This is a genomic window from Sphingomonas sp. SP1 (assembly GCF_058313395.1).
Genome location: NZ_JBZFLC010000001.1, coordinates 493,484 through 514,412, shown reverse-complemented (window position 1 = coordinate 514,412; position 20,929 = coordinate 493,484). Strand labels below are relative to the sequence as shown.

At 66.3% G+C, this 20,929-nt stretch carries 23 protein-coding genes; 15 read left to right on the top strand and 8 right to left on the bottom strand.

Annotated elements, in window-relative coordinates:
• Positions 1–140 precede the first annotated feature (140 nt).
• From xth to AC4GYS_RS02715, 4 genes are all read left to right on the top strand, one after another.
• Positions 141–908, top strand: coding sequence for an exodeoxyribonuclease III (xth, locus tag AC4GYS_RS02730; protein ID WP_491109348.1), 768 nt, complete (start codon positions 141–143; stop codon positions 906–908).
• Entirely contained in the window at positions 905–1,921 is a 1,017-nt protein-coding gene (locus AC4GYS_RS02725) for an ATP-dependent DNA ligase (RefSeq protein ID WP_491107575.1), read from the top strand. Before xth ends, AC4GYS_RS02725 begins: the two co-directional genes overlap by 4 nt.
• A 104-nt stretch (positions 1,922–2,025) precedes the next feature.
• On the top strand, positions 2,026–2,547 hold the full coding sequence (locus AC4GYS_RS02720) for a hypothetical protein (RefSeq protein WP_491107574.1): 522 nt from the start codon (positions 2,026–2,028) through the stop codon (positions 2,545–2,547).
• A gap of 41 nt (positions 2,548–2,588) precedes the next feature.
• A complete protein-coding gene (locus AC4GYS_RS02715) occupies positions 2,589–3,602 on the top strand; it encodes an ATP-binding protein (RefSeq protein ID WP_491107573.1) in 1,014 nt (337 codons plus the stop codon).
• Here AC4GYS_RS02715 and AC4GYS_RS02710 read toward each other — a convergent pair.
• Positions 3,599–4,495 carry an arginase family protein gene (locus AC4GYS_RS02710; RefSeq protein WP_491107572.1) on the bottom strand — a complete coding sequence of 299 codons (897 nt, stop codon included), beginning with the start codon at positions 4,493–4,495 and terminating at the stop codon, positions 3,599–3,601. The genes AC4GYS_RS02715 and AC4GYS_RS02710 overlap by 4 nt on opposite strands.
• A gap of 36 nt (positions 4,496–4,531) precedes the next feature.
• Between AC4GYS_RS02710 and hutI the strand changes: the two genes are divergently transcribed.
• The 4 genes from hutI to hutH all read left to right on the top strand — a co-directional run bounded on the left by hutI (position 4,532) and on the right by hutH (position 10,027).
• Complete coding sequence (gene hutI, locus AC4GYS_RS02705) at positions 4,532–5,752, top strand: imidazolonepropionase (RefSeq protein WP_491107571.1); 1,221 nt, start codon at positions 4,532–4,534, stop codon at positions 5,750–5,752.
• A 102-nt stretch (positions 5,753–5,854) separates the two neighbouring features.
• Positions 5,855–7,528 (top strand): urocanate hydratase, encoded by a 1,674-nt coding sequence (gene hutU, locus AC4GYS_RS02700; protein ID WP_491107570.1) that lies wholly within the window; start codon positions 5,855–5,857, stop codon positions 7,526–7,528.
• A gap of 246 nt (positions 7,529–7,774) precedes the next feature.
• Positions 7,775–8,476 carry an acyl carrier protein gene (locus AC4GYS_RS02695; protein WP_491107569.1) on the top strand — a complete coding sequence of 234 codons (702 nt, stop codon included), beginning with the start codon at positions 7,775–7,777 and terminating at the stop codon, positions 8,474–8,476.
• A 48-nt stretch (positions 8,477–8,524) separates the two neighbouring features.
• Complete coding sequence (gene hutH / locus AC4GYS_RS02690) at positions 8,525–10,027, top strand: histidine ammonia-lyase (RefSeq protein ID WP_491107568.1); 1,503 nt, start codon at positions 8,525–8,527, stop codon at positions 10,025–10,027.
• Here the strand turns inward: hutH and AC4GYS_RS02685 are convergent.
• Positions 10,020–10,418, bottom strand: coding sequence for a DUF2147 domain-containing protein (locus AC4GYS_RS02685; RefSeq protein ID WP_491107567.1), 399 nt, complete (start codon positions 10,416–10,418; stop codon positions 10,020–10,022). The genes hutH and AC4GYS_RS02685 overlap by 8 nt on opposite strands.
• Positions 10,419–10,540: 122 nt before the next feature.
• On the opposite strand from AC4GYS_RS02685, the gene AC4GYS_RS02680 reads away from it, so the two are divergent.
• Positions 10,541–11,059 carry a flavin reductase family protein gene (locus AC4GYS_RS02680; protein ID WP_491107566.1) on the top strand — a complete coding sequence of 173 codons (519 nt, stop codon included), beginning with the start codon at positions 10,541–10,543 and terminating at the stop codon, positions 11,057–11,059.
• Here AC4GYS_RS02680 and AC4GYS_RS02675 read toward each other — a convergent pair.
• The 3 genes from AC4GYS_RS02675 to AC4GYS_RS02665 are packed head-to-tail and all read right to left on the bottom strand — an operon-like array spanning position 11,056 to position 13,221.
• Entirely contained in the window at positions 11,056–11,388 is a 333-nt protein-coding gene (locus AC4GYS_RS02675) for a fluoride efflux transporter FluC (RefSeq protein WP_491107565.1), read from the bottom strand. The two genes, AC4GYS_RS02680 and AC4GYS_RS02675, sit on opposite strands and share 4 nt — an antisense overlap.
• A gap of 5 nt (positions 11,389–11,393) precedes the next feature.
• Positions 11,394–12,365, bottom strand: a complete 972-nt coding sequence (locus AC4GYS_RS02670) for a DUF808 domain-containing protein (RefSeq protein WP_491107564.1) — start codon at positions 12,363–12,365, stop codon at positions 11,394–11,396.
• Between the two features lie 13 nt (positions 12,366–12,378).
• Positions 12,379–13,221 carry an alpha/beta hydrolase family protein gene (locus AC4GYS_RS02665; protein ID WP_491107563.1) on the bottom strand — a complete coding sequence of 281 codons (843 nt, stop codon included), beginning with the start codon at positions 13,219–13,221 and terminating at the stop codon, positions 12,379–12,381.
• 91 nt (positions 13,222–13,312) lie between these two features.
• Between AC4GYS_RS02665 and serS the strand changes: the two genes are divergently transcribed.
• Genes serS through AC4GYS_RS02650 form a run of 3 tightly spaced genes read left to right on the top strand, consistent with a single transcriptional unit; the run spans position 13,313 to position 15,599 of the window.
• A complete protein-coding gene (gene serS / locus AC4GYS_RS02660) occupies positions 13,313–14,575 on the top strand; it encodes a serine--tRNA ligase (RefSeq protein WP_491107562.1) in 1,263 nt (420 codons plus the stop codon).
• A 49-nt stretch (positions 14,576–14,624) separates the two neighbouring features.
• Entirely contained in the window at positions 14,625–15,410 is a 786-nt protein-coding gene (locus tag AC4GYS_RS02655) for an alpha/beta fold hydrolase (RefSeq protein WP_491107561.1), read from the top strand.
• Positions 15,411–15,446: 36 nt separating this feature from the next.
• Positions 15,447–15,599 (top strand): hypothetical protein, encoded by a 153-nt coding sequence (locus tag AC4GYS_RS02650; RefSeq protein WP_491107560.1) that lies wholly within the window; start codon positions 15,447–15,449, stop codon positions 15,597–15,599.
• On the opposite strand, the gene AC4GYS_RS02645 is transcribed toward AC4GYS_RS02650, so the two are convergent.
• A complete protein-coding gene (locus AC4GYS_RS02645; protein ID WP_491107559.1) occupies positions 15,593–15,862 on the bottom strand; it encodes a 4a-hydroxytetrahydrobiopterin dehydratase in 270 nt (89 codons plus the stop codon). The two genes, AC4GYS_RS02650 and AC4GYS_RS02645, sit on opposite strands and share 7 nt — an antisense overlap.
• Before the next feature lie 163 nt (positions 15,863–16,025).
• On the opposite strand from AC4GYS_RS02645, the gene hppD reads away from it, so the two are divergent.
• From hppD to paaD, 3 genes are read left to right on the top strand one after another with little or no spacing between them, the layout of a single operon-like run.
• Positions 16,026–17,114 carry a 4-hydroxyphenylpyruvate dioxygenase gene (gene hppD, locus AC4GYS_RS02640; protein ID WP_491107558.1) on the top strand — a complete coding sequence of 363 codons (1,089 nt, stop codon included), beginning with the start codon at positions 16,026–16,028 and terminating at the stop codon, positions 17,112–17,114.
• Positions 17,111–18,313: a 3-oxoadipyl-CoA thiolase gene (pcaF, locus tag AC4GYS_RS02635; RefSeq protein ID WP_491107557.1), complete on the top strand. Its 1,203-nt coding sequence runs from the start codon at positions 17,111–17,113 to the stop codon at positions 18,311–18,313. The genes hppD and pcaF overlap by 4 nt, the downstream gene beginning before the upstream one ends.
• Positions 18,313–18,744, top strand: a complete 432-nt coding sequence (paaD, locus tag AC4GYS_RS02630; protein ID WP_491107556.1) for a 1,2-phenylacetyl-CoA epoxidase subunit PaaD — start codon at positions 18,313–18,315, stop codon at positions 18,742–18,744. The genes pcaF and paaD overlap by 1 nt, the downstream gene beginning before the upstream one ends.
• Here paaD and AC4GYS_RS02625 read toward each other — a convergent pair whose 3' ends face one another.
• Positions 18,745–19,656, bottom strand: coding sequence for a chorismate synthase (locus tag AC4GYS_RS02625; protein WP_491107555.1), 912 nt, complete (start codon positions 19,654–19,656; stop codon positions 18,745–18,747). It abuts the gene before it with no gap.
• Complete coding sequence (aroA, locus tag AC4GYS_RS02620; protein ID WP_491107554.1) at positions 19,653–20,909, bottom strand: 3-phosphoshikimate 1-carboxyvinyltransferase; 1,257 nt, start codon at positions 20,907–20,909, stop codon at positions 19,653–19,655. Before aroA ends, AC4GYS_RS02625 begins: the two co-directional genes overlap by 4 nt.
• Positions 20,910–20,929 lie beyond the last annotated feature (20 nt).

Genomic DNA, 20,929 nt, shown 5'->3' with positions numbered 1-20,929 from the left:
CGCTGACTGTGTTAGTAACTTCAGTTGAGAGTCAATGTTGGTGAACGCAAATTTACCAACGGTTCTCGCGGACTGGGGTGTCGAGCGCCGGCCTGCAGCCGGCCCGCGAACCGGATGGCGGCCCCGGGCGTTGGGCCATCGTGCGCATCGCCACTTATAACGTGAACGGGGTCAACGGCCGCTTGCCGGTCCTGCTGGAATGGCTCGGTGCGACCGCGCCGGATGTCGCCTGCCTTCAGGAATTGAAGGCCGCGGACGAGCGCTTTCCAAAACAAGCAATTGCCGATGCCGGCTATCAGGCGATCTGGCGCGGACAAAAGAGCTGGAACGGGGTCGCGATCCTGGCCCGCACGACCATGGTGGAAACCCGCCGTGCCCTGCCGGACGACCCAGCAACCGACCAGAGCCGCTACCTCGAGGCGGCGATCGGCGGCGTGCTGGTGGGTTGCCTGTATGCGCCCAACGGCAATCCCAAGCCGGGCCCGAAATTCGACCTGAAACTGAACTGGCTCGACCGGTTCGAGGCACACGCCAAGACATTGTTCGACCTCGACGAGCCGGTCGTCCTGGCCGGGGACTACAACATCATTCCGACGGAGCGCGACGTGTACAAGCCGGAACGCTGGCTGGACGACGCCCTGTTCGACCCGACCGCGCGCGCCTTGTACGCACGGTTGGTGGCGAGCGGGTGGACCGACGCGCTCCGCTTTCTCCATCCGAACGAGACCGTGTTCACGTTCTGGGACTACTTCCGCAACGCCTTCGCCCGCGACGCCGGGCTTCGCATCGATCATTTTCTCCTGAACCGGTCGGCGGCGAAGCGGCTGCGTCAGGCGGGCGTCGACCGCAGCGTCCGGGCCATGCCCAAGACCAGCGATCACGCGCCGGTGTGGATCGAACTGAAATGAGCGCGCCGGCACCGATGGAAGCGCTGCTGGTCGAACAGCTGCCGGACGAGCCGGGCTGGCAATACGAGCCCAAGTGGGACGGCTTTCGCTGCCTGGCGCAGCGCGAGGGCGCCACCGTCGAACTTTGGTCCAAGTCGGGCAAGCCGTTGGCCCGATATTTCCCGGAAGTCGCGGCGATGATCGCCCGGCTCAAGCCCGACCGATTTCTGCTCGACGGCGAGCTGATCATCGAGACGGACGAAGGGCTGAGCTTCGATGCGCTGCAGATGCGGTTGCATCCGGCAGACAGTCGAGTGCGCAAGTTGGCGGCGGAGACCCCCGCGTCATTGATGGTCTTCGACCTGCTGGAGGTTGGCGGCGAAGCCTTGGCAGGCCTCCCGTTGAGCGGGAGGCGCAAACGGCTGGAAGCGTTCATGGCGGGGCAGCGCGAGCCGGCACTGATGTTGTCTCCCGCAACGGCAAACGCCGCGAAGGCCGCGCGGTGGCTGAAACGAACCGGCGGAGCGCTGGATGGAGTGATCGCCAAGCGACTGGACGATTCCTATCGGTCGGGTGAGCGGGCGATGGTGAAGGTCAAGCAACACCGAACGGCGGACTGCGTGGTCGGCGGCTTCCGCTACGATCGGGACGGCCGGCACATGGCGTCCTTGCTGTTGGGCCTTTACGATGATGCGGGACTTCTCAACCATGTCGGCTTCTGCTCGTCGTTCAACGCAGAAGAGAAGCGCCAGTGGGCCGATGAACTTCGTCCGCTGATCGAGCCGCCGGGCTTTACCGGCTCGCGACCGGACAAGCCGAGCCGGTGGGCCCGGGAGCGAACGAGCGAATGGCAGCCGCTGAAACCCGCGATCATTGTCGAAGTGCTGTACGACCAGGTCACGGCCGGACGTTTCCGCCACGGCACGCGCCTGCTCCGCCGCCGTCCCGACAAGCGGCCGGATCAATGCCGGATGGAACAGCTCGACCATCCGCTGACGCCGGCGCAACTGCAGCAATTGCTCCGCGCCCACTAAGGCCGAGCAGGCCCGATCCCCGGGCCTCGCTACGACGAGCAGATCAGCCACCAAGCAAGCGCGGACCGCTAGCCAGCGTTCGACTAAGGCCGTAGCGTCGCGCCATGCTCGATTTCCTGCGCGCCTTCATTGACGGCGAATATGCACCGCACGGCTATTGCCTGCTGTGGAACCCCACCCTGGTGTGGACTCACGTCGTCTCCGATGCGCTGATCGCCGCCGCCTATTTTTCCATTCCGATTGCGCTGATCGTATTTGTGCGAAAGCGGCCGGACGTGAACTTCGGCAAGATGTTCTGGCTGTTCGCCCTGTTCATCATGTCCTGCGGACTGACCCATGTCATGGGCATCTGGAACCTGTGGAACGGCGATTATGGCGCGGAGGCCGGCATCAAGGCGTTGACCGCCGCGGCGTCCGTCCCGACCGCGCTGTTGCTGTGGCCATTATTGCCGCGCCTGCTGGCGATCCCTTCTCCGACCATGCTCCAGCGGAAGAACGAGGAGCTCGCCGCGGCGCTCACCGAACGCGATCAGGTCCTGGATCAACTTCGCGCCGAAGTGATGCAGCGCGAGCGGGCCGAAGCGGCGCGGTCCAGTCCAAGAAGATCGAGGCTGTCGGGCAACTGACGGGTGGCATCGCCCATGACTTCAACAACCTGCTGCAGGCGGTGGCTGGCAATCTGGAACTGATCGCCCATGCGCCGGAGAATTGCGAAAAGGTGCAGCGCTGGGTCGGGAATGCCACCCTGGCAGTGGAACGCGGGACCAAGCTCACCAGCCAGCTGCTGACCTTTTCGCGTCAGCAGCGCTTGGAATCCAAGCCGATCCATGTCCCGTCGATGGTGGCGGGGATGCAGGAGCTGCTGCGCAACTCGGTAGGGCCTCAGGTCGAGCTGAAGGTTACGGTCGCACCCGATGTCTGTGCCGTGGTTTCCGACCGCACCCAGCTGGAGCTGGCGGTGCTTAATCTCGCGATCAATGCGCGTGATGCGATGCCCTCGGGCGGTACGCTGTCGATCACGGCCGAACGGGTTACGGAAGACGATCGCGAGTTTGTCGCCTTGCGCGTGACGGATGACGGGGTGGGGATGTCGCCCGAAGTCGTCGAACGCGCGTTGGAGCCGTTTTTCACCACCAAGGGGCCGGGGCGCGGGACGGGACTTGGGCTCAGCATGGCCTTTGGCGTTGCCCAGCAAGCCGGCGGCGATTTGAGAATCGAAAGCCAGGTCGGGCAGGGCACCAGCGTCGTAATGCTGATGCCGTGCCATGATGGGTGGGACGAAAGCACCACTTCCGCCGGCAGCAATGGCCTGCAACCGGCGACTCGCAGCGCGACCATCCTGCTAGTGGATGACGATCACGACGTCCGCTCGACGCTTGCCGACCTGCTCGACGCGCACGGCCATGAAGTGGTGCAGGCCGAAAGCGGTCAGGACGCGCTGGCCGAGCTTGAGCAGCGCGCAGTCGAGCTCATGCTCCTCGACTTCGCCATGCCGGGGATGAACGGCGCCGAACTGGCGGAGCGGGCGCTGGCCCTGCGGCCGGATGTCCGCTTGCTGTTCATCACCGGCTTTGCCGAAAGTGAGGCGCTCGACCGGGTCCTGGAGGGTCAGGCCACCATTCTGAAGAAACCGGTGACGGCTGCCGACCTGGCGAAGGCGATCGAAGGAATGCTGGGCTAGGGGCGTTCCTCGAAGCCGCTCAGCACTTCGGCCAGCCAGCGGCCGGCCGTCAGTGCGCTGAGGTCGGTCGGATCGAGCGGCGGGTCCCATTCGGTGAGGTCGATCGCGCGCACCTTGGGGAAGGCGGCGGCGAGCTTCACCGCATCGAGAAAGTCGTGCAGCTGCAAACCGCCGGCCCGCGCGCCGGGGGCGGCGGGAAACAGTGACCGGTCGAGCACGTCTATGTCGCAATCGAGCAGGATCGCGTCGAGCGGCTCGAGCCGGGCGAGAGCCTGATCCATCGCCCACGCCCCGCCATTCTCGCGCACGTCGCGGGCCGTCAACACCAGATGCCCGCCGGAGACCGCGTCCTCATGCATCTCGCGGCTGTTGGCATAGGGGGCGAGGCCGATCTGGCAGATGTTTGCGCCCGGCAGCCCGTCTTCGCGCAGCGCCCGCACCGGATTGCCGTTGCCTAAGCCCTGGCTGAGGTCGCGCATGTCGAAATGAGCGTCGAGCGTGACCAGGCCGACCCGGTTCAGGGGCACGCCCACAGCGTCCGCCATCCCCAGCACGCCGGGACGGGTGACCGCATTGTTGCCGCCGATCAGCAGGGTGAGGTCATGCGCCGAAACGCTGGCCTCCACGGCGTCACGGATCGCTGGAGTTGCCTCCTCGATGCTTTGTCCATGCAGCTGCAGGTCGCCGCGGTCACAGATCGGCGCCGACAATTCCTTGCCGCTGTCCGCGTCATAGCGCCCGATCCGGCGCAGTATCGCCCGCAGCGCGGACGGCGCGAGATCGCAACGGCCCGGCGTCACCGAACCCGCCCCCAACGGTGCGCTGACCCATCCGACCGGCGCGGCCTCGTCACGGGTCAGCAAGTCGAGGAGGTTGGGCCATGCACTGGTCATTGCATGGCAACCTAGCAGCGCCCTATGCGGAGCGCCATGTGGGATCGCCTGCTTACCGATTGTCATGTCTGCACCATGGTTCCGACCCGCGGCGATCCGCTCGGCCTGGTGGAGCACGGCGCCATCGCCATCGCCGACGGCAAGATTGTCCGCGTCGGCAAGCGTGCCGAGATGGCGGGCGCGCAGGTCAAGGAAATCGTCAAGCTCGGCGGCGCCTGGGTGACGCCTGGCTTGATCGACTGCCACACCCATCTCGTGTTCGGCGGCAATCGCGCCCACGAGCACGCCATGCGGCGGGCGGGTGCGACTTACGAGGAGATCGCCAAGGCGGGGGGCGGCATCGCCTCGACCGTCAATGCGACCCGCGCAAGCTCCGCCACCGAGCTGATGGAAAGCGCGCGCGGACGGCTCCGCGCGTTGATGGCCGGCGGCTGCACGACTGTTGAGATCAAGTCGGGCTACGGCTTCGACACGGCAAGCGAACTCAGGCTGCTCAACGTGGCGCGGGCGCTTGGGGGATCGGAGCAGGTGCGCATCTTTCCGACTCTGCTGGCCCTTCACGCGCTACCGCAGGGTGCCGACCGCGCCGAATTCGTGCAGATGGTGATCGAGGAGATGATCCCGGCCGTCGCCCGCGCCGGCACCGCCTACGCCATCGACGGTTTCTGCGAGGGCATCGGCTTCCTGCCGCACGAAATCGAGCAATTGTTCGCCGCCGCCGAGAACCACGGCCTGAGGGTGAAACTTCACGCCGAGCAGCTCAGCAATCGGGGCGGCGCCAAGCTGGCCGCGCGGTACAATGCGCTGTCGGCCGACCATCTCGAATATCTGGACGAGGCGGGCGCGGAGGCGATGGCCGAGGCGGGGACCGTGGCGGTTCTCTTGCCCGGCGCTTTCTACGCGTTGCAGGAAAGCCAGAAGCCGCCCGTCCAATTGCTGCGCGACTATGGCGTGCCGATTGCCGTCGCCACCGACTGCAATCCCGGCACGTCTCCGCTGGTCAACCCGCAGCTGGCCATGAACATGGCCTGCACCCTGTTCAATCTCACACCGGAAGAAGCGCTGGCCGGAATGACGGTCAACGCCGCCCGCGCGCTCGGGCTGGAAGGGGAACTTGGCAGCATCGCTCCGGGCAAGGTCGCGGACCTGTGCGCGTGGGCAATCGACCATCCGGCGGAGCTTGGTTACTGGATCGGGCTGCCCGGGCCGGAGCGGCGAATGCTGGCCGGAGTGGATACGTGGGGCGTGGCGTCGTAGGTTTGACTACATCCTTTGTCATTGCGAGGAGCGCAGCGACGCGGCAATCCACGGCCAGGCGAGAGGGCTGGATTGCTTCCCCCGGCCTCCGCCGGGGTCGCAATGACGAGGACTGACTTGACCGACCAACGCAGAGACAACAGCCGCCGCATCCGCGCTCGCCGAGGGTCCGAGATCGTCGCCAAAAGCTGGCTGACCGAAGCCGCGGTCCGTATGCTGATGAACAACCTCGACGACGAGGTTGCCGAGGACCCGCAGAGCCTGGTCGTCTACGGCGGCATCGGCCGGGCCGCGCGCAACTGGGCCTGCTACGACAAGATCGTCGAGACCCTGGAGCGCCTTGAGAACGACCAGACCCTCCTCGTCCAGTCGGGCAAGCCGGTCGGCGTGTTCCGCACCCACCCCGACGCGCCGCGCGTGCTGATCGCCAATTCCAACCTCGTGCCCAAATGGGCCACCTGGGAGAAGTTCAACGAGCTCGATCGCGCCGGGCTTATGATGTACGGCCAGATGACCGCGGGCTCGTGGATCTACATCGGCACGCAGGGCATCGTCCAAGGGACCTACGAGACCTTCGCCGAGATGGGTCGCCAGCATTATGGCGGGGACCTGAAAGGCAAGTGGATCCTGACCGCCGGCCTCGGCGGCATGGGCGGGGCGCAGCCGCTGGCGGCGGTGATGGCCGGCGCGCACTGCATCGCCATCGAATGCCAGGAAAGCCGCATCGAGAAGCGGCTCGAAACCCGCTACCTCGACCGCCGCGCCGCCACCATCGACGAAGCGCTGGAAATCATCGCCGCCGCCACCGAACCCACCAGCGTCGGCCTGCTCGGCAATGCCGCCGAGATCATCCCAGAGATGCTCGCCCGCGGCATCCGCCCCGACGCGCTCACCGACCAGACCAGCGCCCACGACCCGGCCAACGGCTACCTCCCGATCGGCTGGAGCGTCGCCAAGTGGCAGGAGATGCGCGAGCGCGATCCGCAGGCCGTCGCCGAGGCCGCGCGCATCTCCATCGCCCGCCACGTCGAGGCGATGCTGTCCTACCGGGAGCTGGGCGTTCCCACCTTCGACTATGGCAACAACATCCGCCAGGAAGCGCTCGACACCGGCGTCACCCACGCCTTCGACTTCCCCGGCTTCGTCCCCGCCTATGTCCGCCCGCTGTTCTGCCGCGGCATCGGCCCTTTTCGCTGGTGCGCGCTGAGCGGCGACCCGGAGGATATCTACCGCACCGACAGTCGAGTGAAGGAGCTGATCCCCGACGACCCGCACCTCCATCGCTGGCTCGACATGGCGCGGGAGCGGATCGCCTTCCAGGGCCTCCCCGCGCGCATCTGCTGGGTCGGCCTCGGCCAACGCCACCGCCTCGGCCTCGCCTTCAACGAGATGGTGCGCAGCGGCGAGGTCAGCGCCCCCATCGTCATCGGCCGCGACCACCTCGACAGCGGCAGCGTTGCGTCACCAAACCGCGAGACAGAGGCGATGAAGGACGGCAGCGACGCCGTGTCCGACTGGCCGCTGCTGAACGCGCTGTTGAACACGGCCAGCGGCGCGACCTGGGTCAGCCTCCACCACGGCGGCGGAGTCGGCATGGGCTATTCGCAGCACTCAGGCATGGTGATCGTGGCGGATGGCACCGACGAGGCCGCACGGCGGCTGGAGCGGGTACTGTGGAATGACCCGGCGACGGGCGTGATGCGGCATGCGGATGCGGGGTATGACGAGGCGGTGGACTGCGCGCGGGAGCAGAGGCTCGACCTCCCCATGATCTAACCCAAGAACCTCCCTGTTTCGCGAAGCGGAATGGGGAGGGGGACCGCCGCCAAAGGCGGTGGAGGGGCCAACGCCCTCCCGACAAGAACCTCCCGAAGCCAAACCGTCGCAGGCCCCTCCACCCCTCAGCCTAACGGCTGAGCTTTCCCCTCCCATTGCTGCGCAACGGGGAGGTTCTGGCGAGAGGCAGCGTGAGCTGGCGAAGCAAGCATTGCGCCTCGGAGCGTAGCGGCGCATCATCGCATCGTGGCTAACTCGCTGGACCTCGACCCTGAGTGGGGTGCGATCGACCTGCTTGAAGAGGTCGAGGGCACATTCGGCACCAAGATCGCCGATGAAGAGGCTGAGCGTTGTTCGACAGTTGGAGACTTGTACGACATCCTTGTCGCTCATCTGCCAAACTGGGAGCACCAAAACGGAAGCTGCGGCTCGTCGATGGTGTTCTACCGCCTCAGACGCAGCTTAGCTCCAGGGGACAAGCGCCGAGTGACTCCAGCCACTCCGCTCGCCGCCTATGGTTTGCCGCCGAGCCGCCTGTCCGAGAAGCTCTCGCGTGTTACCGGGCTCCGGCTTCCAGCACACGAACTCACATGGCTCGGAATGACGGGAGGCTTATTGCTGACCTTCGGCATACTGGCTGGCATCGTGGCTCTACTTACTGGTCATTGGATGATCAGCGGTGCAGCGATCCTGATTGCGGCTGCCGGATGGCCGCTCCTGCGAATGGACCCAGGACGCTTTCCGACTGGCACGGCGACTGTTGCGGACTTGGTACGACGAACCGCTCCCCTGAATACAGCCACCCTTCGGACGGCTGGCGCCCGGCCTGCCGATCTCTGGTCAGTTCTTGTTGCCCTCTGTGCCGAGCATGGGAGACTTCCACCCGATCAGATCGGACCAGAAAGTTTCTTCCACAAGAAGAGCTTAGAGCTAGCAACCGCGGGCTAAGGTCGCGGCCGCTGGCCCGGTCTCCGCAAACCCCCTAAACGCCCACCCATGCTCACCCTCAACCCCGAAGCCATCGACCTCGCTACCCTCCGCCAGCTTTGGACCGGCGCGCCGTCTTGCCTCGACGCCGCCAGCATGGACCGCGTGCGCGCGTCTGCCGCCGCCGTCGAGCGCATCGTTGTCGGTGGAGAGACCGTCTACGGCATCAACACCGGCTTCGGCCTGCTCGCCAATGAGCGCATCCCGGCCGGCCGCCTCGCCGAGCTTCAGCGCAACCTGATCCTGTCGCATTCGTGCGGGCTGGGCGACGCGCTGCCGCGGCATGTCACGCGGCTGATGATCGTGCTGAAGCTACTCGGCCTCGGGCGCGGCTATTCGGGGGTGCGGCCGGCGGTGATCGACGCGCTGCAGGCGTTGCTCGACCGTGACGCCATGCCGGTGATCCCGGCGCAGGGCAGCGTCGGCGCGTCCGGCGACCTCGCCCCGCTGGCGCACATGACGGCGGCGCTGATGGGGTTTGGCTGGATCGACCTCGCCGGCGAGCGGGTCGCGGCGGGGGAGGCGTTGCAGCGGCTTGGGATCGCGCCGCTGGAGCTCGGGCCCAAGGAGGGTCTCGCCCTGATCAACGGCACGCAGGCGAGCACCGCCATCGCGCTCGACGCCCTGTTCGCCGCCGAGCGCGTGTTCGGCGCCGCGCTCGCTGCGGGCGCGCTGTCGGTCGACGCGCTGAAGGGCAGCGCCAAGCCGTTCGACCCGCGCATCTCGGCTCTGCGCGGACAGCCCGGCCAGATCCGCGTCGCCGCCGAGATCGCCCGCCTGCTCGACGGGTCTCAGATCGTCGAAAGCCACCATCGCTGCGGCCGGGTGCAGGACCCCTACAGCTTCCGCTGCCAGCCGCAGGTGATGGGCGCTGCGCTCGACCTGCTGGAGAACGCCGCCCGCACCCTCACCATCGAGGCGGCGGCAGTTACCGACAATCCGATCGTGTTCGAGGACGAGGACACGGCGATCAGCGGCGGCAACTTCCACGCCCAGCCGGTCGCCTTCGCCGCCGACACCATCGCCATGGCCCTGTGCGAGGTCGGCAGCCTGTCCGAGCGCCGCACCTCCGTCCTGGTCGACCCCAAGATGAGCGGGCTTCCGGCGTTCCTGGTCGACGACGGCGGGGTCAACTCAGGCCTGATGATCCCCCAGGTCACCGCCGCTGCACTGGTCAGCGAGAACAAGAGCCTTGCCTTTCCCGCTTCCGTCGACTCGATCCCGACCAGCGCAGGCCAGGAAGACCATGTATCCATGGCCCCGATCGCCGCGCGGAAAGCGGGGACCATCGTCCGCAACGCGGCCGGCGTGATCGCGATCGAACTAATCGCCGCGGCGCAAGGGGTGGATTATCACGCGCCGCTGAAGACCTCCGAACCCCTCCGGGCGCTGCACTCGAAAGTTCGTGCGCTCAGTCCCCACCTGGAGGCAGACCGTTATTGGGCGGACGAGATGGCGGCGCTGCAGGCCGCCGTCCTGGGGGGTGAACTGGCGGAGTTCGCGCTCAGCTGACCCGCACCCAAGCCTGGCTCTTGCACAGCAGGCCGGCAACGCAGCCCTGTACTGTCAGCTGATTGCGGCCGTTCAACGTCAGATGGCCGCCGACGTGCCGGCCCAGCTTGGGCACGAACACCTGGCTTTTCCACTTGTTGGGACCGGTCTGGTGAATGCTGTTCAGCACCGTCTTGCCGACGATATTGGGTGCGCCCTGCTTGGCGGCCTTGCGCTGCACCTTTTCCGACGCGTCGACCATACGGCCGCACAGCTGCGCACCGCACTGGGCGATGCGCACCGTCGCAGTGCCTTTTGGCGTCCGCCACAGGCCCTCCAGCGGCGATTTCGCCATGGCAGAGGACGGCACCAGCAGCAGTGCGCCGGCGAGGGCGAAAGCAAGCTTCTTCATGAGGCCCTTTTAGCAATGAAATCTGACCCTAAGCTTGCGCAACAAGGGCGAAAATGTGGCATCTCGTTCGCCCGGCCAAAGCCTAGCTGTCCCACGTGCCGCAACCCGGCTACATGGACGCCATGGCCGAAGCCGCACCAGCCCCAAGCGAGTATCGCACCGGTTCCGACCCACGCACCCTGCGTGACGCGCTTGGCTGTTTCGCGACCGGGGTCACGGTGGTCACCTGCCTGGACGAACAGGGGGATCCGGTCGGGCTTACCGCCAATAGCTTTACCTCCGTCAGCCTCGATCCGCCCCTGCTGCTGGTCTGCGTCGGGCGCGCCACGGCGAGCGCATCGGCGCTAACCCGTGCCAATCACTTCGCGGTGAACGTGCTGCAGACCGGGCAGCAACCCGCCTCCATCCGCTTCGCCACCAAGGATCAGGACCGGTTCGGTACCACCCCCTGGAGCCCCGGCGAGTTCGGACCCCCGGTGCTGCGCGATTCGCTCGGCGTGTTCGAATGCGCCGCCCATGCCGTGCACGAAGGGGGCGATCATCATATCGTGGTGGGTGAGGTGCTGCGGGCAAGCTTCGACCCGACGCTGGACCCCCTGCTCTACTTTCGCGGCCGCTACCGCCGCCTTCATTTCGACTAGCGGCTGAGCGCCAGCCCGGCGAACACGGCGGCCAACGACAGGAAAACACTGGCCGCCGAATAGCCTATCGCCGTCCATGGCTGGTCCCGCCACAGCAAGGCGAAGTCCAGCGCAAAGGCGGAAAAGGTCGTGAAGCCGCCCAGCAGGCCGACGCCCAGCAGCAGCCGCCAGCTCTCGCCCTGGGCCCGTCCGATCAGCCAGCCCGCGAGCAGGCCCATGAGAAGACAGCCGACGACATTCACCAGCAACGTCGCGATGGGGCCGCCCAGCGTTCGGCTGAAGCCCCACCGCAGGATTGCGCCCGCACCGCCGCCGACGAAGACCAGCACCGCGTTCAGTGGGCCGCGCCTTCTGCCTCGGCCACGTCCGCGCCGCGGCGCAGCAACTTGACGAGGTGCAGTGCCCCCACGATCGCGCCCCCGACGATGATTCCGGCGATTGCTCCGCCTAGGGCATTGAGCAGCCACTCCCACACCGGCACCCAGAAGCCGATCGCTTCTGCGCCGGCATGGGCCCCGTCATGGACCAGGTGCGGGATCGTGCCGAAGCCGAGCTCCTCCATCCCGTGCAGAAGGATTTGCCCACCGACCCACAGCATGGCGGCGGTGCCGATGATCGCCAGGGCGGACAACAGCTTGGGGACACCCCGCACAAGGAGACGCCCGAAGGACCGGGCGACGCTCGGTCCGCGCGTGGACAGGTGCAGGCCGATATCGTCCAGCTTTACGATGACGCCCACCAGACCATAGACGGCGACGGTGATACCGATCGCGACCGCGGCCAGGGCGCCGGCCTGCAGTGCGAAACTGCTCGTCTCGACCTCGGCCAGCGCGATCGCCATGATCTCGGCCGACAGGATGAAGTCGGTCCGGATCGCGCCCTTGACCTGCCGCTCTTCCAGCTCGCCGGGGTCGGCCGCTTCCATCAGATCCTCGGCCGTATGGTCGTGACCGCTGAGCTTCTCCCAGATCTTGTGCGTCGCCTCATAGGCCAGGAACGCGCCGCCGATCATCAGCAGCGGCACGATCGCCCAGGCCGCGAAGGCGCTCAGCAACAGCGCGACCGGCAGCAGGATCAGCATCTTGTTCTTGAGGCTGCCCCAGGCGATCTTCGCGATGATCGGCAGTTCGCGCTGCGGGCTCAGGCCCGTCACGTAGCGCGGCGTCACGGCGGTATCGTCGATGACGACGCCCGCAGCCTTCATGCCCGCACGCCCCGCGGCGGCGCCGACATCGTCGACAGAGGCCGCCGCCAGCTTGGTCAGCGTGGCGACATCGTCGAGCAGGGCAACAAGTCCGGACGGCATTCTTTTTCGATCCTCAACGGCGTTCGATGGAAATGGTCGGGCTGGTCTTCGCATTCGCCAACCGGTCGGCGGCCGCTTGATCGTCCGCCAGCACGGCCGCGAGAAAATCGCGACTCAGCGCCGCAACGACCCGGAAGCCGGTGGCCGAAGGGGTGGACGCCAGGAAGTGGTCGCCGCCCGACACCGTCACCAGCGTCTTGCGGCCCGCCGCCGCTTCCTCGAACGGGAGGCGGTGTGTTTGCGGGTCGGGCACGAAGCCCGGCACCACGTCCTTGTCGCCAGTCACCAACAGCATGGGCAGCTTAACGTCCGCAAACGCGCCTGGAGCCACGACTCCCGGAATTGCACCCGGCGAGGAGAACAGCAGCAGCCCGGCGACCGGGGGTCCGGCAAGCGGCCCGGCCGGCGTCTTCGCCCCCGCGCCCATCAACGCGAACAACGAGCCGTAGCTGTGCCCGGCCAGAACGACCTTGTGGCCGGGATAGCGGCTCGCGACGAAGCCGCGCGTAATCATCAGGTCCTCGGCCCGGGCCCCGAACCCCGCCACCTGGTCAAATTCCGCCCGACGCGGATGCGCCCGGCTGTCCACCGCCAGAGGCGCCACCACCGTGAAGCCGGCCTTGCGCCAATTTTCGATGAGGTCGGCGTAGGTGCTGGGCTGCGCCCCCATGCCATGCCCGAACAGCACCACGCCGCGCGTGCGCTCCGCCGGGTGGACGAATAGCGATACCGTCCTCCCCTTGCTCGCCTGCAGCTCGATCCGCTCCGCCGGCGCGACGACTGTCGCGACCGGTCTAGCCGGGGCAAGCGCCGTTGGCGCCGCCAGTTGGAGCAGCAGAAAAGCACTGACGAACATTCTGAAATCCCCCGAAAGTTGCATTCCGCTCGCTCTAGCGACGGGTCCACCCCCTTGCCAGCACCTTGATGATGCCGCATCGGACCGCGCCATGCTGAGCCTAGAGCAAGTCCGCCACGACCGCGCCACAGTGGAGCGCGCCATCGCCGCCAAGGGGGTCGATCTCGATCTCGACGCGCTGCTGCGACTGGACGGCGAGGCCCGCGCGCTGAAGACCGAGATCGATGGCTTGCGCGCCACCCGCAACGCCATCTCCGCCGGCTTCAAAAGCGCCGCGCCGGAGGAGAAGGCCGAACTCGGCCGCCGCGCCAAGGAAGCCGGGACCAAAGCCGGGGAGCTCGAGACGGAGCTGTCGATCAAGGAAACCGAATTGAAGGAGCTTATGCTCCGGCTGCCCGGCATTCCGTGGGACGGGGCGCCGGTCGGTCCGGACGAGAGCTTCAACACAGTCATTCGCACCGAGGGCGCCGTGCCCGACTTCGCGTTCGAGCCGCTCGATCATGTCGCGCTGATCGAGAAGAACGACTGGGCGGACCTCACCCGCATCGTGCAGGTGTCTGGCAGCCGGACATATTGCCTGAAGGGCCGCCTGGCGCTGCTGGAAGGCGTGCTGATGAATTGGGCGCTGCAGAAGATCGCTACTGCCGGCTTCACGCCGATCACCGTCCCCGCCATCACTCGCGAGGACGCCTTCCTCCGCCAAGGCCAATTCCCAGGTCATCGCGAGGAGACCTACCAGCTCCCGAACGACGATCTGTGGCTCGCCGGGACGGCAGAGGTGGCGCTGACGTCGCTGCACTCGGGCGAGATCCTCGACCTGTCGAACGGACCGGTGCTTTATGCGGGCTATTCCCCCTGCTTCCGACGCGAGGCGGGCAGCGCCGGGCGCGACGTGCGCGGACTGCTTCGCGTCCACCAGTTCCTGAAGGTCGAGCAATATGTCATCTGCGAGGCGGACGAGGCTGTGTCAGCCGAATGGCACGCCAAGCTGCTGGGGCTGGCCGAGCAGCTGCTGACCGAGCTCGAAATCCCCTACCAGGTCATCGAAACCTCGACCGGCGACATGGGCCTCGGCAAATATCGCATGAACGATATCGAAAGCTGGGTGCCTAGCCTCGGCAAGTATCGCGAGACGCACAGCTGCTCGACCCTGCACGATTGGCAAGCCCGCCGGGCCAACCTCCGCTACCGTGACGCCGACAGCAAAGTGCGCTTCGCCCACACGCTCAACAACACCGCGCTCGCCAGCCCGCGCATCCTGGTTCCGCTGCTCGAGAACCATCAGACGGAGGACGGCCGGGTTCGGCTACCCGCCGCAATCCGCCCGCTGATGGGCGGGGCTGAGTATCTGTGATCGCCACGCCGGCCTTGAGCCGGGGTCGGCCTTGCTCCATCGTGACCACATGACAGAAAAAGGGCGGGCGTCGGATCAAGTTCGGCCTGACGAACAGGATACCCGTCCGCCGCCGCCCAGCGCCCGAGTTCGCGAAATCGCGGCATTCATTCCGCGCGCATGGAAAGCGATGGCGCCCGTTCGGCCGCTCGGACCGGAAGGCGGACCCAAATGCCTGGTTCTTCCCGGCTTCCTCGCCAGCGACAGCTCGACCGCTGCTCTGCGTCTGGCATTTGCCCGGGCCGGCTGGCGAACCGAAGGTTGGGACCTCGGTCTCAATACCGGCGCCAAGGCCGATACCCTCATGCGGCTGCGTCACCGGTTCGACGCCTTCGGTCAGGGCGAAAAGATACTGATCGTAGGCTGGAGCCTGGGCGGCGTCTTCGCCCGCGAATTGGCCCGGGAGGTGCCGGACCACGCACTGGCGGTGGTCACGCTTGGTTCGCCCTTCTCCGGCGATCCGCACTGGAACAATGTCTGGCGGCTCTACGAATGGGTGGCCGGACACAAGGTGGACCAGCCGCCCATCATGCGCGATCATTCCAAGCCGCCGGTGCCCACGCTTGCTCTATGGTCGCGGAAAGACGGCATCGTCGCCCCACGCGCGGCCTACGGCCTGCCGGAAGAATGTGACGAGGCTGCCGAGCTTGGGTGCAGCCACATGGGCTTCGCGGTATCCGATCGCGGCACCCGCGCGGTTGTCGACAGGACCACGCGATTCCTCGACGAACGCGGGATCTTGCCCCACCAACGACCGGCGGCGTCGCCGTCGCGCTCCTTGTTGCCCCGCGCCTGACTTCCCACCTCTCTCATCAACAAAGAGGAGACAGGCATGACCGACGAAGGCAAGCGCATGGCAAAATATGCGGCGGTAGGCGCGATCATCGCCATTCCCGTTCCGATCGTCGGCCCGATTATCGGCGGTCTGGTGGGGGCCTATCTCGGCCACCGCAAGAACGAGCGGATGGCGCGCGGCGTTTATTGAGCTGAGGCTTGGGCGAGGGCGTCGATCGCCTTCGCAAGCCCCCGGTCGCGGTCGGTGACCTGGCCCGCGTCATGGCTCGTCAGGCGGAAGTCCACCCTGTTCCAGACGGAGGTGAACTCCGGATGATGGTCGACCTTTTCCGCGTGCAGCGCGACACGCGTCAGGAAGGCGAACGCCTCGCTGAAGTCCTTGAAGCGAAAACTGCGATGCAGCGCGCCATCTCGCTCACTCCACTCATCCATGCCATTTCTCCTATCCTGCAATGCCGTACGCTACTAGGCGCAACAGTACCGTGGGTTGGTGATTGATGGGGTCAGCCTGACATGCCTGACAACCCCGCCTTTCACAGCCGGACACATGTCTGGCAGCGACTTGAAATGGCGCTCGGGCGAGAGCAGGGGAGGGGCGAACAAGGAGTATTTGATCATGGCCACCGCGACCGCTGAACTCTCGCCCCTGGGGCTTGAGAACCCGATGGGAACCGACGGTTTTGAATTCGTCGAATATGCCGCGCCAGATCCGGAGCTGCTTCGCTCGCTTTTCGCCAAGCTCGGCTTTCCCGCCATCGCCCGTCACAAGCGGCGCGATCTGACCCTGCATCGGCAGGGCGACATTAACTTCCTGATTAATGCTCAAGACGACACCCACGGCGCGGGCTTCGCCTCCGAACACGGCCCATCCGCCAATGCCATGGCCTTTCGGGTCAAGGACGCCCCTGCCGCCCACAAGCGCGCCCTGGAGCTTGGCGCCAGTGATGCCACCGCTCAAGGGCACGGCTGGCCGGCGATCGAGGGCATCGGCGGTTCGTTGCTCTACCTCATCGACCGCTATGGCGACGAAGCATCCGTCTACAGCGAAGATGAATGGACCTATGAGCCTGGCTGGCAGGAGCGGGTGGCTGAGGCCAACGCGCACCTCGTCTATCTCGATCATCTGACCCACAACGTTCACCGCGGCCGGATGGCTTTCTGGGCCGAATTTTACGAGCGGCTCTTCAACTTCCGTGAGATCCGCTACTTCGACATCGAGGGGAAGGTCACCGGCCTCTTTTCCAAGGCGATGACCTCGCCCTGCGGCAAGATCCGCATTCCACTGAATGAGAGCCAGGACGACAAGAGCCAGATCGAGGAGTTCCTGCGCGAGTACAAAGGCGAGGGCATCCAGCACATCGCCCTTGGATCTGACGATATCTACAAGTCGGTCGACATCCTATCGGAGCGCGGCATTCCGTTCCAGGACACCATCGACACCTATTACGACCTGCTCGACGATCGCGTGAAGGATCATGGCGAGCCGCTGGCGGAGTTGAAGAAGCGCAAGATTCTCGTCGACGGTGCGCCGACCGAAGGGCAGGGCCTGCTGCTGCAGATCTTCACCCAAAACGTGATCGGTCCGATCTTCTACGAGATCATCCAGCGCAAGGGGAATGAAGGCTTCGGCGAAGGCAACTTCAAGGCGCTGTTCGAGTCGATCGAGCTCGATCAGATCCGCCGTGGGGTAATCTCGGCGGAATGACCGAAGCCTATATCTGCGACGCGGTTCGCACCCCCATCGGGCGCTACGGCGGGGCGCTCTCCAGCATTCGCGCCGACGACCTTGCCGCAATTCCGATCCGCGCCCTGATCGACCGCAACCCGGGCGTGGACTGGGCGGAGCTCGACGACGTCATTCTGGGTTGCGCCAATCAGGCGGGAGAGGACAATCGCAACCTCGCGCGCATGGCCGGTCTGCTTGCCGGCCTGCCCGACAGCAGTGGCGGCGTGACGCTGAACCGGCTGTGCGGCTCCGGGTTGGATGCGGTCGCGATGGCCGCCCGCGCAATCCGCGGCGGGGAAAGCGACCTCGTCATCGCAGGCGGCAGCGAGAGCATGAGCCGCGCGCCCTTCGTGATGCCAAAGGCGACCGCCGCCTTCGACCGCACCGCCGAAATCTATGACACCACCATCGGCTGGCGCTTCGTCAATCCCAAGATGAAGGACGCATATGGCGACGACACGATGCCAAGCACGGCGGAAAATGTCGCCGACGAGTTTGCCATCAGCCGCGAGGACCAGGACGCCTTCGCGCTCCGCAGCCAGCAGAAGACGGCAGCCGCCCAGGCGAACGGGCGGTTCGATGCGGAAATCGTCAGTGTCACCATCCCCAGCCGCAAGGGTGAAGCGACCGTCGTCGACAAAGACGAACACCCCCGCTTGACCAGTCTCGACAAGCTGTCCGCTTTGAAGCCGATTGTCCGCAAGGACGGCACGGTCACCGCGGGCAACGCGTCGGGAGTGAACGATGGCGCGGCGGCGCTGATCATCGCGTCCGAAGACGCAGCGCGCCGCAACGGCCTGACACCGCGTGCCCGCATTCTAGGCGGAGCCGTCGCCGGAGTGCCGCCGCGCATCATGGGAATCGGCCCGGCTCCCGCCTCACAAAAGCTGCTGAAGCGGCTTAGGCTATCCTTCGTTGAGCTCGCGGTCATCGAGCTCAACGAAGCGTTCGCCGCGCAAGGATTGGCGGTTCTGCGCGAGCTTGGTCTTCCGGATGACGACGCCCGCGTGAACCCCAATGGCGGCGCGATCGCGCTTGGCCATCCGCTCGGCATGTCCGGCGCCCGGCTGGCGCTCACCGCAACAGAGGAGCTGGCACGAACCGGCGGCCGCTACGCGCTTGCAACCATGTGCATTGGCGTCGGGCAAGGCATCGCTCTCGCGATCGAGCGCGTCTGATGAAGGCACTCTGGGACGTCCTGAATGAAGTCCCGGACCCGGAAATTCCGGTCGTCTCGGTCGTCGACCTTGGCATCGTCCGCGCGGCTGACGAGGAAAGGGTGGTCATCACCCCCACCTACAGCGGATGCCCGGCCACTGCGGCGATCGAGAAGAGCGTCCGCGAAGCTCTCGACGCAGCGGGATATCGAAACGTCCGGATCGACACGGTCATCGCGCCGCCCTGGACCACCAAGTGGATCACGGCGGAGGGACGGGAGAAGCTTCGCCGCTACGGCATCGCTCCGCCAGAACCCTCCGGTGAGGTTCTGTGTCCGCAGTGCGGTTCAGCAGATGTCGAAGAAGTCAGCCGCTTCGGTTCGACGCCGTGCAAGAGCCAGTTTCGCTGCAAGAATTGTCTTGAGCCGTTCGACCGCTTCAAGTGCCACTAATCAGCCGCACTGGGCGCGGTGCAGCAACTTGTGGTCCGCCAGCACGAACGCGACCATCGCCTCGACGACAGGCGCGCCGCGAATTCCGACACAAGGGTCGTGCCGCCCCCCGATGCCGATGCTGGAGGTCGGCTTGAATGCCACCCGCAGCACGATCGTCTGTCCGGTCGAGATGCCACCATCGATTCCGCTCTTTTTCATTGCGTCGAGGCTGGCTCGACCGCTCGCCCTTCCAGCAGCGAAACCCTCGCCGATCTCGACCGCTTTGACCGCATTGATCCCCATCATCGCTCCGGCGAGGTCGGCGTCCAGCTTGGCATAGACCGGCGCCCCCCAGCCGGCCGGAACGCCACTTGCAGCGCACTCGATTACCGCACCGAGGCTGTCCTGCTCCGAGCGGGCCTGATCGAGCAGTTGTTCCCACCTGGCACTGTCGGCTTCCCCGCCGATTTCCGCCACCTGGGCCACAACGGTCACCTCGGGGATGACCAACCGGGCTATCGCCCCCGCCGCGACCCGTGCTGCCGTTTCCCGAGCGGAGGCTCGGCCCCCGCCGCGCGGATCGCGGACACCGTATTTCGCCTCGTAGGCTGCATCGGCATGACCGACTCGGTGCGGCAGCCCGGCATAATCTTTGGGCCGCGCATCGACATTCTCGATCATCAGGCTGATCGGCGTACCGGTTGTCCGGCCCTCATAGACGCCAGATAGAATGCGGACCCGGTCCGGTTCCTGTCTCGGCGAGACATTCCGGCCGGTCCCAGGTCGCCGCTGGTCGAGCCACTGCTGCACCCATGCCTCGTCCAGCGCGAGACCCGGCGGACAGCCGTCAACCACCGCACCGATCGCCGGTCCGTGGCTTTCACCCCAGGTTGTGAAGCGCAACAGGCGTCCGAAGCCGTTCCAGCTCATACTACTTCCTCGATCCGGGCTCCGATCCCACGCATTGCTTCTCGGAAGCCGGGAAAGCTGGTGGCGATCATGGCGGCCTCGTCGATCTCGACCGGTTGAGTGGCAGCGAGCCCAAGCACGAGATGCGCCATGCCGATACGATGGTCGCCCTCGGTACGGACGGCAGCACCACCCGGCACTCCGCCACCCTGGATCACCAGCGCATCACCGTCCGTCCGGGCATCGACGCCGCACGCCTGCAAACCCTCTGCCATCAACGCGAGCCGGTCGCTTTCCTTGTGGCGCAGTTCGTCCAGTCCCTCGATCCGCGTTTCCCCGCGGGCAAAGGCGGCCACGACCGCCAATGCGGGAATCTCGTCGACCATCGAAGGGATCTCCTCGGCCGTGAATTCCGCGCCGAAGATCGGCCCATAGCGCACCCGGACATCGCCGATCGTCTCTCCGGCAGAGCCCCGCACATTGTCCAGCCGGACATCCGCACCCATCCGCTGCAGCGCCATGATGAAGCCGGAGCGCAGAGGGTTGAGTAGCACGCCGGTGGCATGAACCTCGCTATCGGGGACGATCGCTGCCGCTGCCCAGGCGAAGGCTGCGGAGGAGGGGTCGCCGGGCACGTCGACAAGTTGTCCCTGCAGCGTTCGCCGCTGCCCAAGCTCGGTCACGGTACCGTGCCGCCGCACCTCGGCACCGAAATGCCGGAGCATGATCTCGGTATGGTCGCGGCTCGGCAAAGGCTCCGCCACCGCCACCCGTTCCTCCGAGCCCAGGCCTGCCAGCAGGACTGCGGATTTCACCTGGGCCGACGCGGGTGTGTTGAGATGATCGATGCCGCGCAGCTTCCCACCATGCAGCGTCAGCGGCAGCGTGTCCCCGCCCTCGAAACGGACTCCCATCGCCTCGAGCGGACGCCGAACGCGCGCCATCGGGCGGCGGCTCAGAGAGGCGTCGCCTGTGATCCGAACCGTGAGGTCGAACCTCGCGGCCGCGCCCATCAGCAAGCGCGCAGCCGTTCCGCTGTTGCCACATTCGATCGGTCCGGCGGGCGACTGCCATGGCGCTCCGAGGACTCGCCACCGGCCCGGACCAAAACGCTCAACTCGCGGACCGAAAGCGCGCACGGCCGCCGCAGTGGCGAGTACGTCGTCGCTCTCCAGTAATCCGGAAACAATCGTCTCACCCTCGGCCAGCCCGCCGAGGATCAGCGCCCGATGCGAGACCGATTTGTCGCCGGGAACGGCGAAGCGGCCAGACAAGCCACCGCCCGGATGAGCAC

Bases quoted from the DNA above. Each gene is read 5' to 3' on its own strand.
- AC4GYS_RS02725 (WP_491107575.1), top strand. From the start codon at position 905: ATGAGCGCGCCGGCACCGATGGAAGCGCTGCTGGTCGAACAGCTGCCG.
- hppD (WP_491107558.1), top strand. From the start codon at position 16,026: ATGGCCACCGCGACCGCTGAACTCTCGCCCCTGGGGCTTGAGAACCCG.
- AC4GYS_RS02680 (WP_491107566.1), top strand. From the start codon at position 10,541: ATGGCCGAAGCCGCACCAGCCCCAAGCGAGTATCGCACCGGTTCCGAC.
- serS (WP_491107562.1), top strand. From the start codon at position 13,313: ATGCTGAGCCTAGAGCAAGTCCGCCACGACCGCGCCACAGTGGAGCGC.
- AC4GYS_RS02625 (WP_491107555.1), bottom strand. From the start codon at position 19,656: ATGAGCTGGAACGGCTTCGGACGCCTGTTGCGCTTCACAACCTGGGGT.
- AC4GYS_RS02710 (WP_491107572.1), bottom strand. From the start codon at position 4,495: ATGACCAGTGCATGGCCCAACCTCCTCGACTTGCTGACCCGTGACGAG.
- AC4GYS_RS02655 (WP_491107561.1), top strand. From the start codon at position 14,625: ATGACAGAAAAAGGGCGGGCGTCGGATCAAGTTCGGCCTGACGAACAG.
- hutI (WP_491107571.1), top strand. From the start codon at position 4,532: ATGTGGGATCGCCTGCTTACCGATTGTCATGTCTGCACCATGGTTCCG.
- AC4GYS_RS02665 (WP_491107563.1), bottom strand. From the start codon at position 13,221: ATGTTCGTCAGTGCTTTTCTGCTGCTCCAACTGGCGGCGCCAACGGCG.
- pcaF (WP_491107557.1), top strand. From the start codon at position 17,111: ATGACCGAAGCCTATATCTGCGACGCGGTTCGCACCCCCATCGGGCGC.
- AC4GYS_RS02670 (WP_491107564.1), bottom strand. From the start codon at position 12,365: ATGCCGTCCGGACTTGTTGCCCTGCTCGACGATGTCGCCACGCTGACC.
- AC4GYS_RS02685 (WP_491107567.1), bottom strand. From the start codon at position 10,418: ATGAAGAAGCTTGCTTTCGCCCTCGCCGGCGCACTGCTGCTGGTGCCG.
- hutU (WP_491107570.1), top strand. From the start codon at position 5,855: ATGACGAGGACTGACTTGACCGACCAACGCAGAGACAACAGCCGCCGC.
- hutH (WP_491107568.1), top strand. From the start codon at position 8,525: ATGCTCACCCTCAACCCCGAAGCCATCGACCTCGCTACCCTCCGCCAG.
- AC4GYS_RS02650 (WP_491107560.1), top strand. From the start codon at position 15,447: ATGACCGACGAAGGCAAGCGCATGGCAAAATATGCGGCGGTAGGCGCG.
- paaD (WP_491107556.1), top strand. From the start codon at position 18,313: ATGAAGGCACTCTGGGACGTCCTGAATGAAGTCCCGGACCCGGAAATT.
- AC4GYS_RS02720 (WP_491107574.1), top strand. From the start codon at position 2,026: ATGCTCGATTTCCTGCGCGCCTTCATTGACGGCGAATATGCACCGCAC.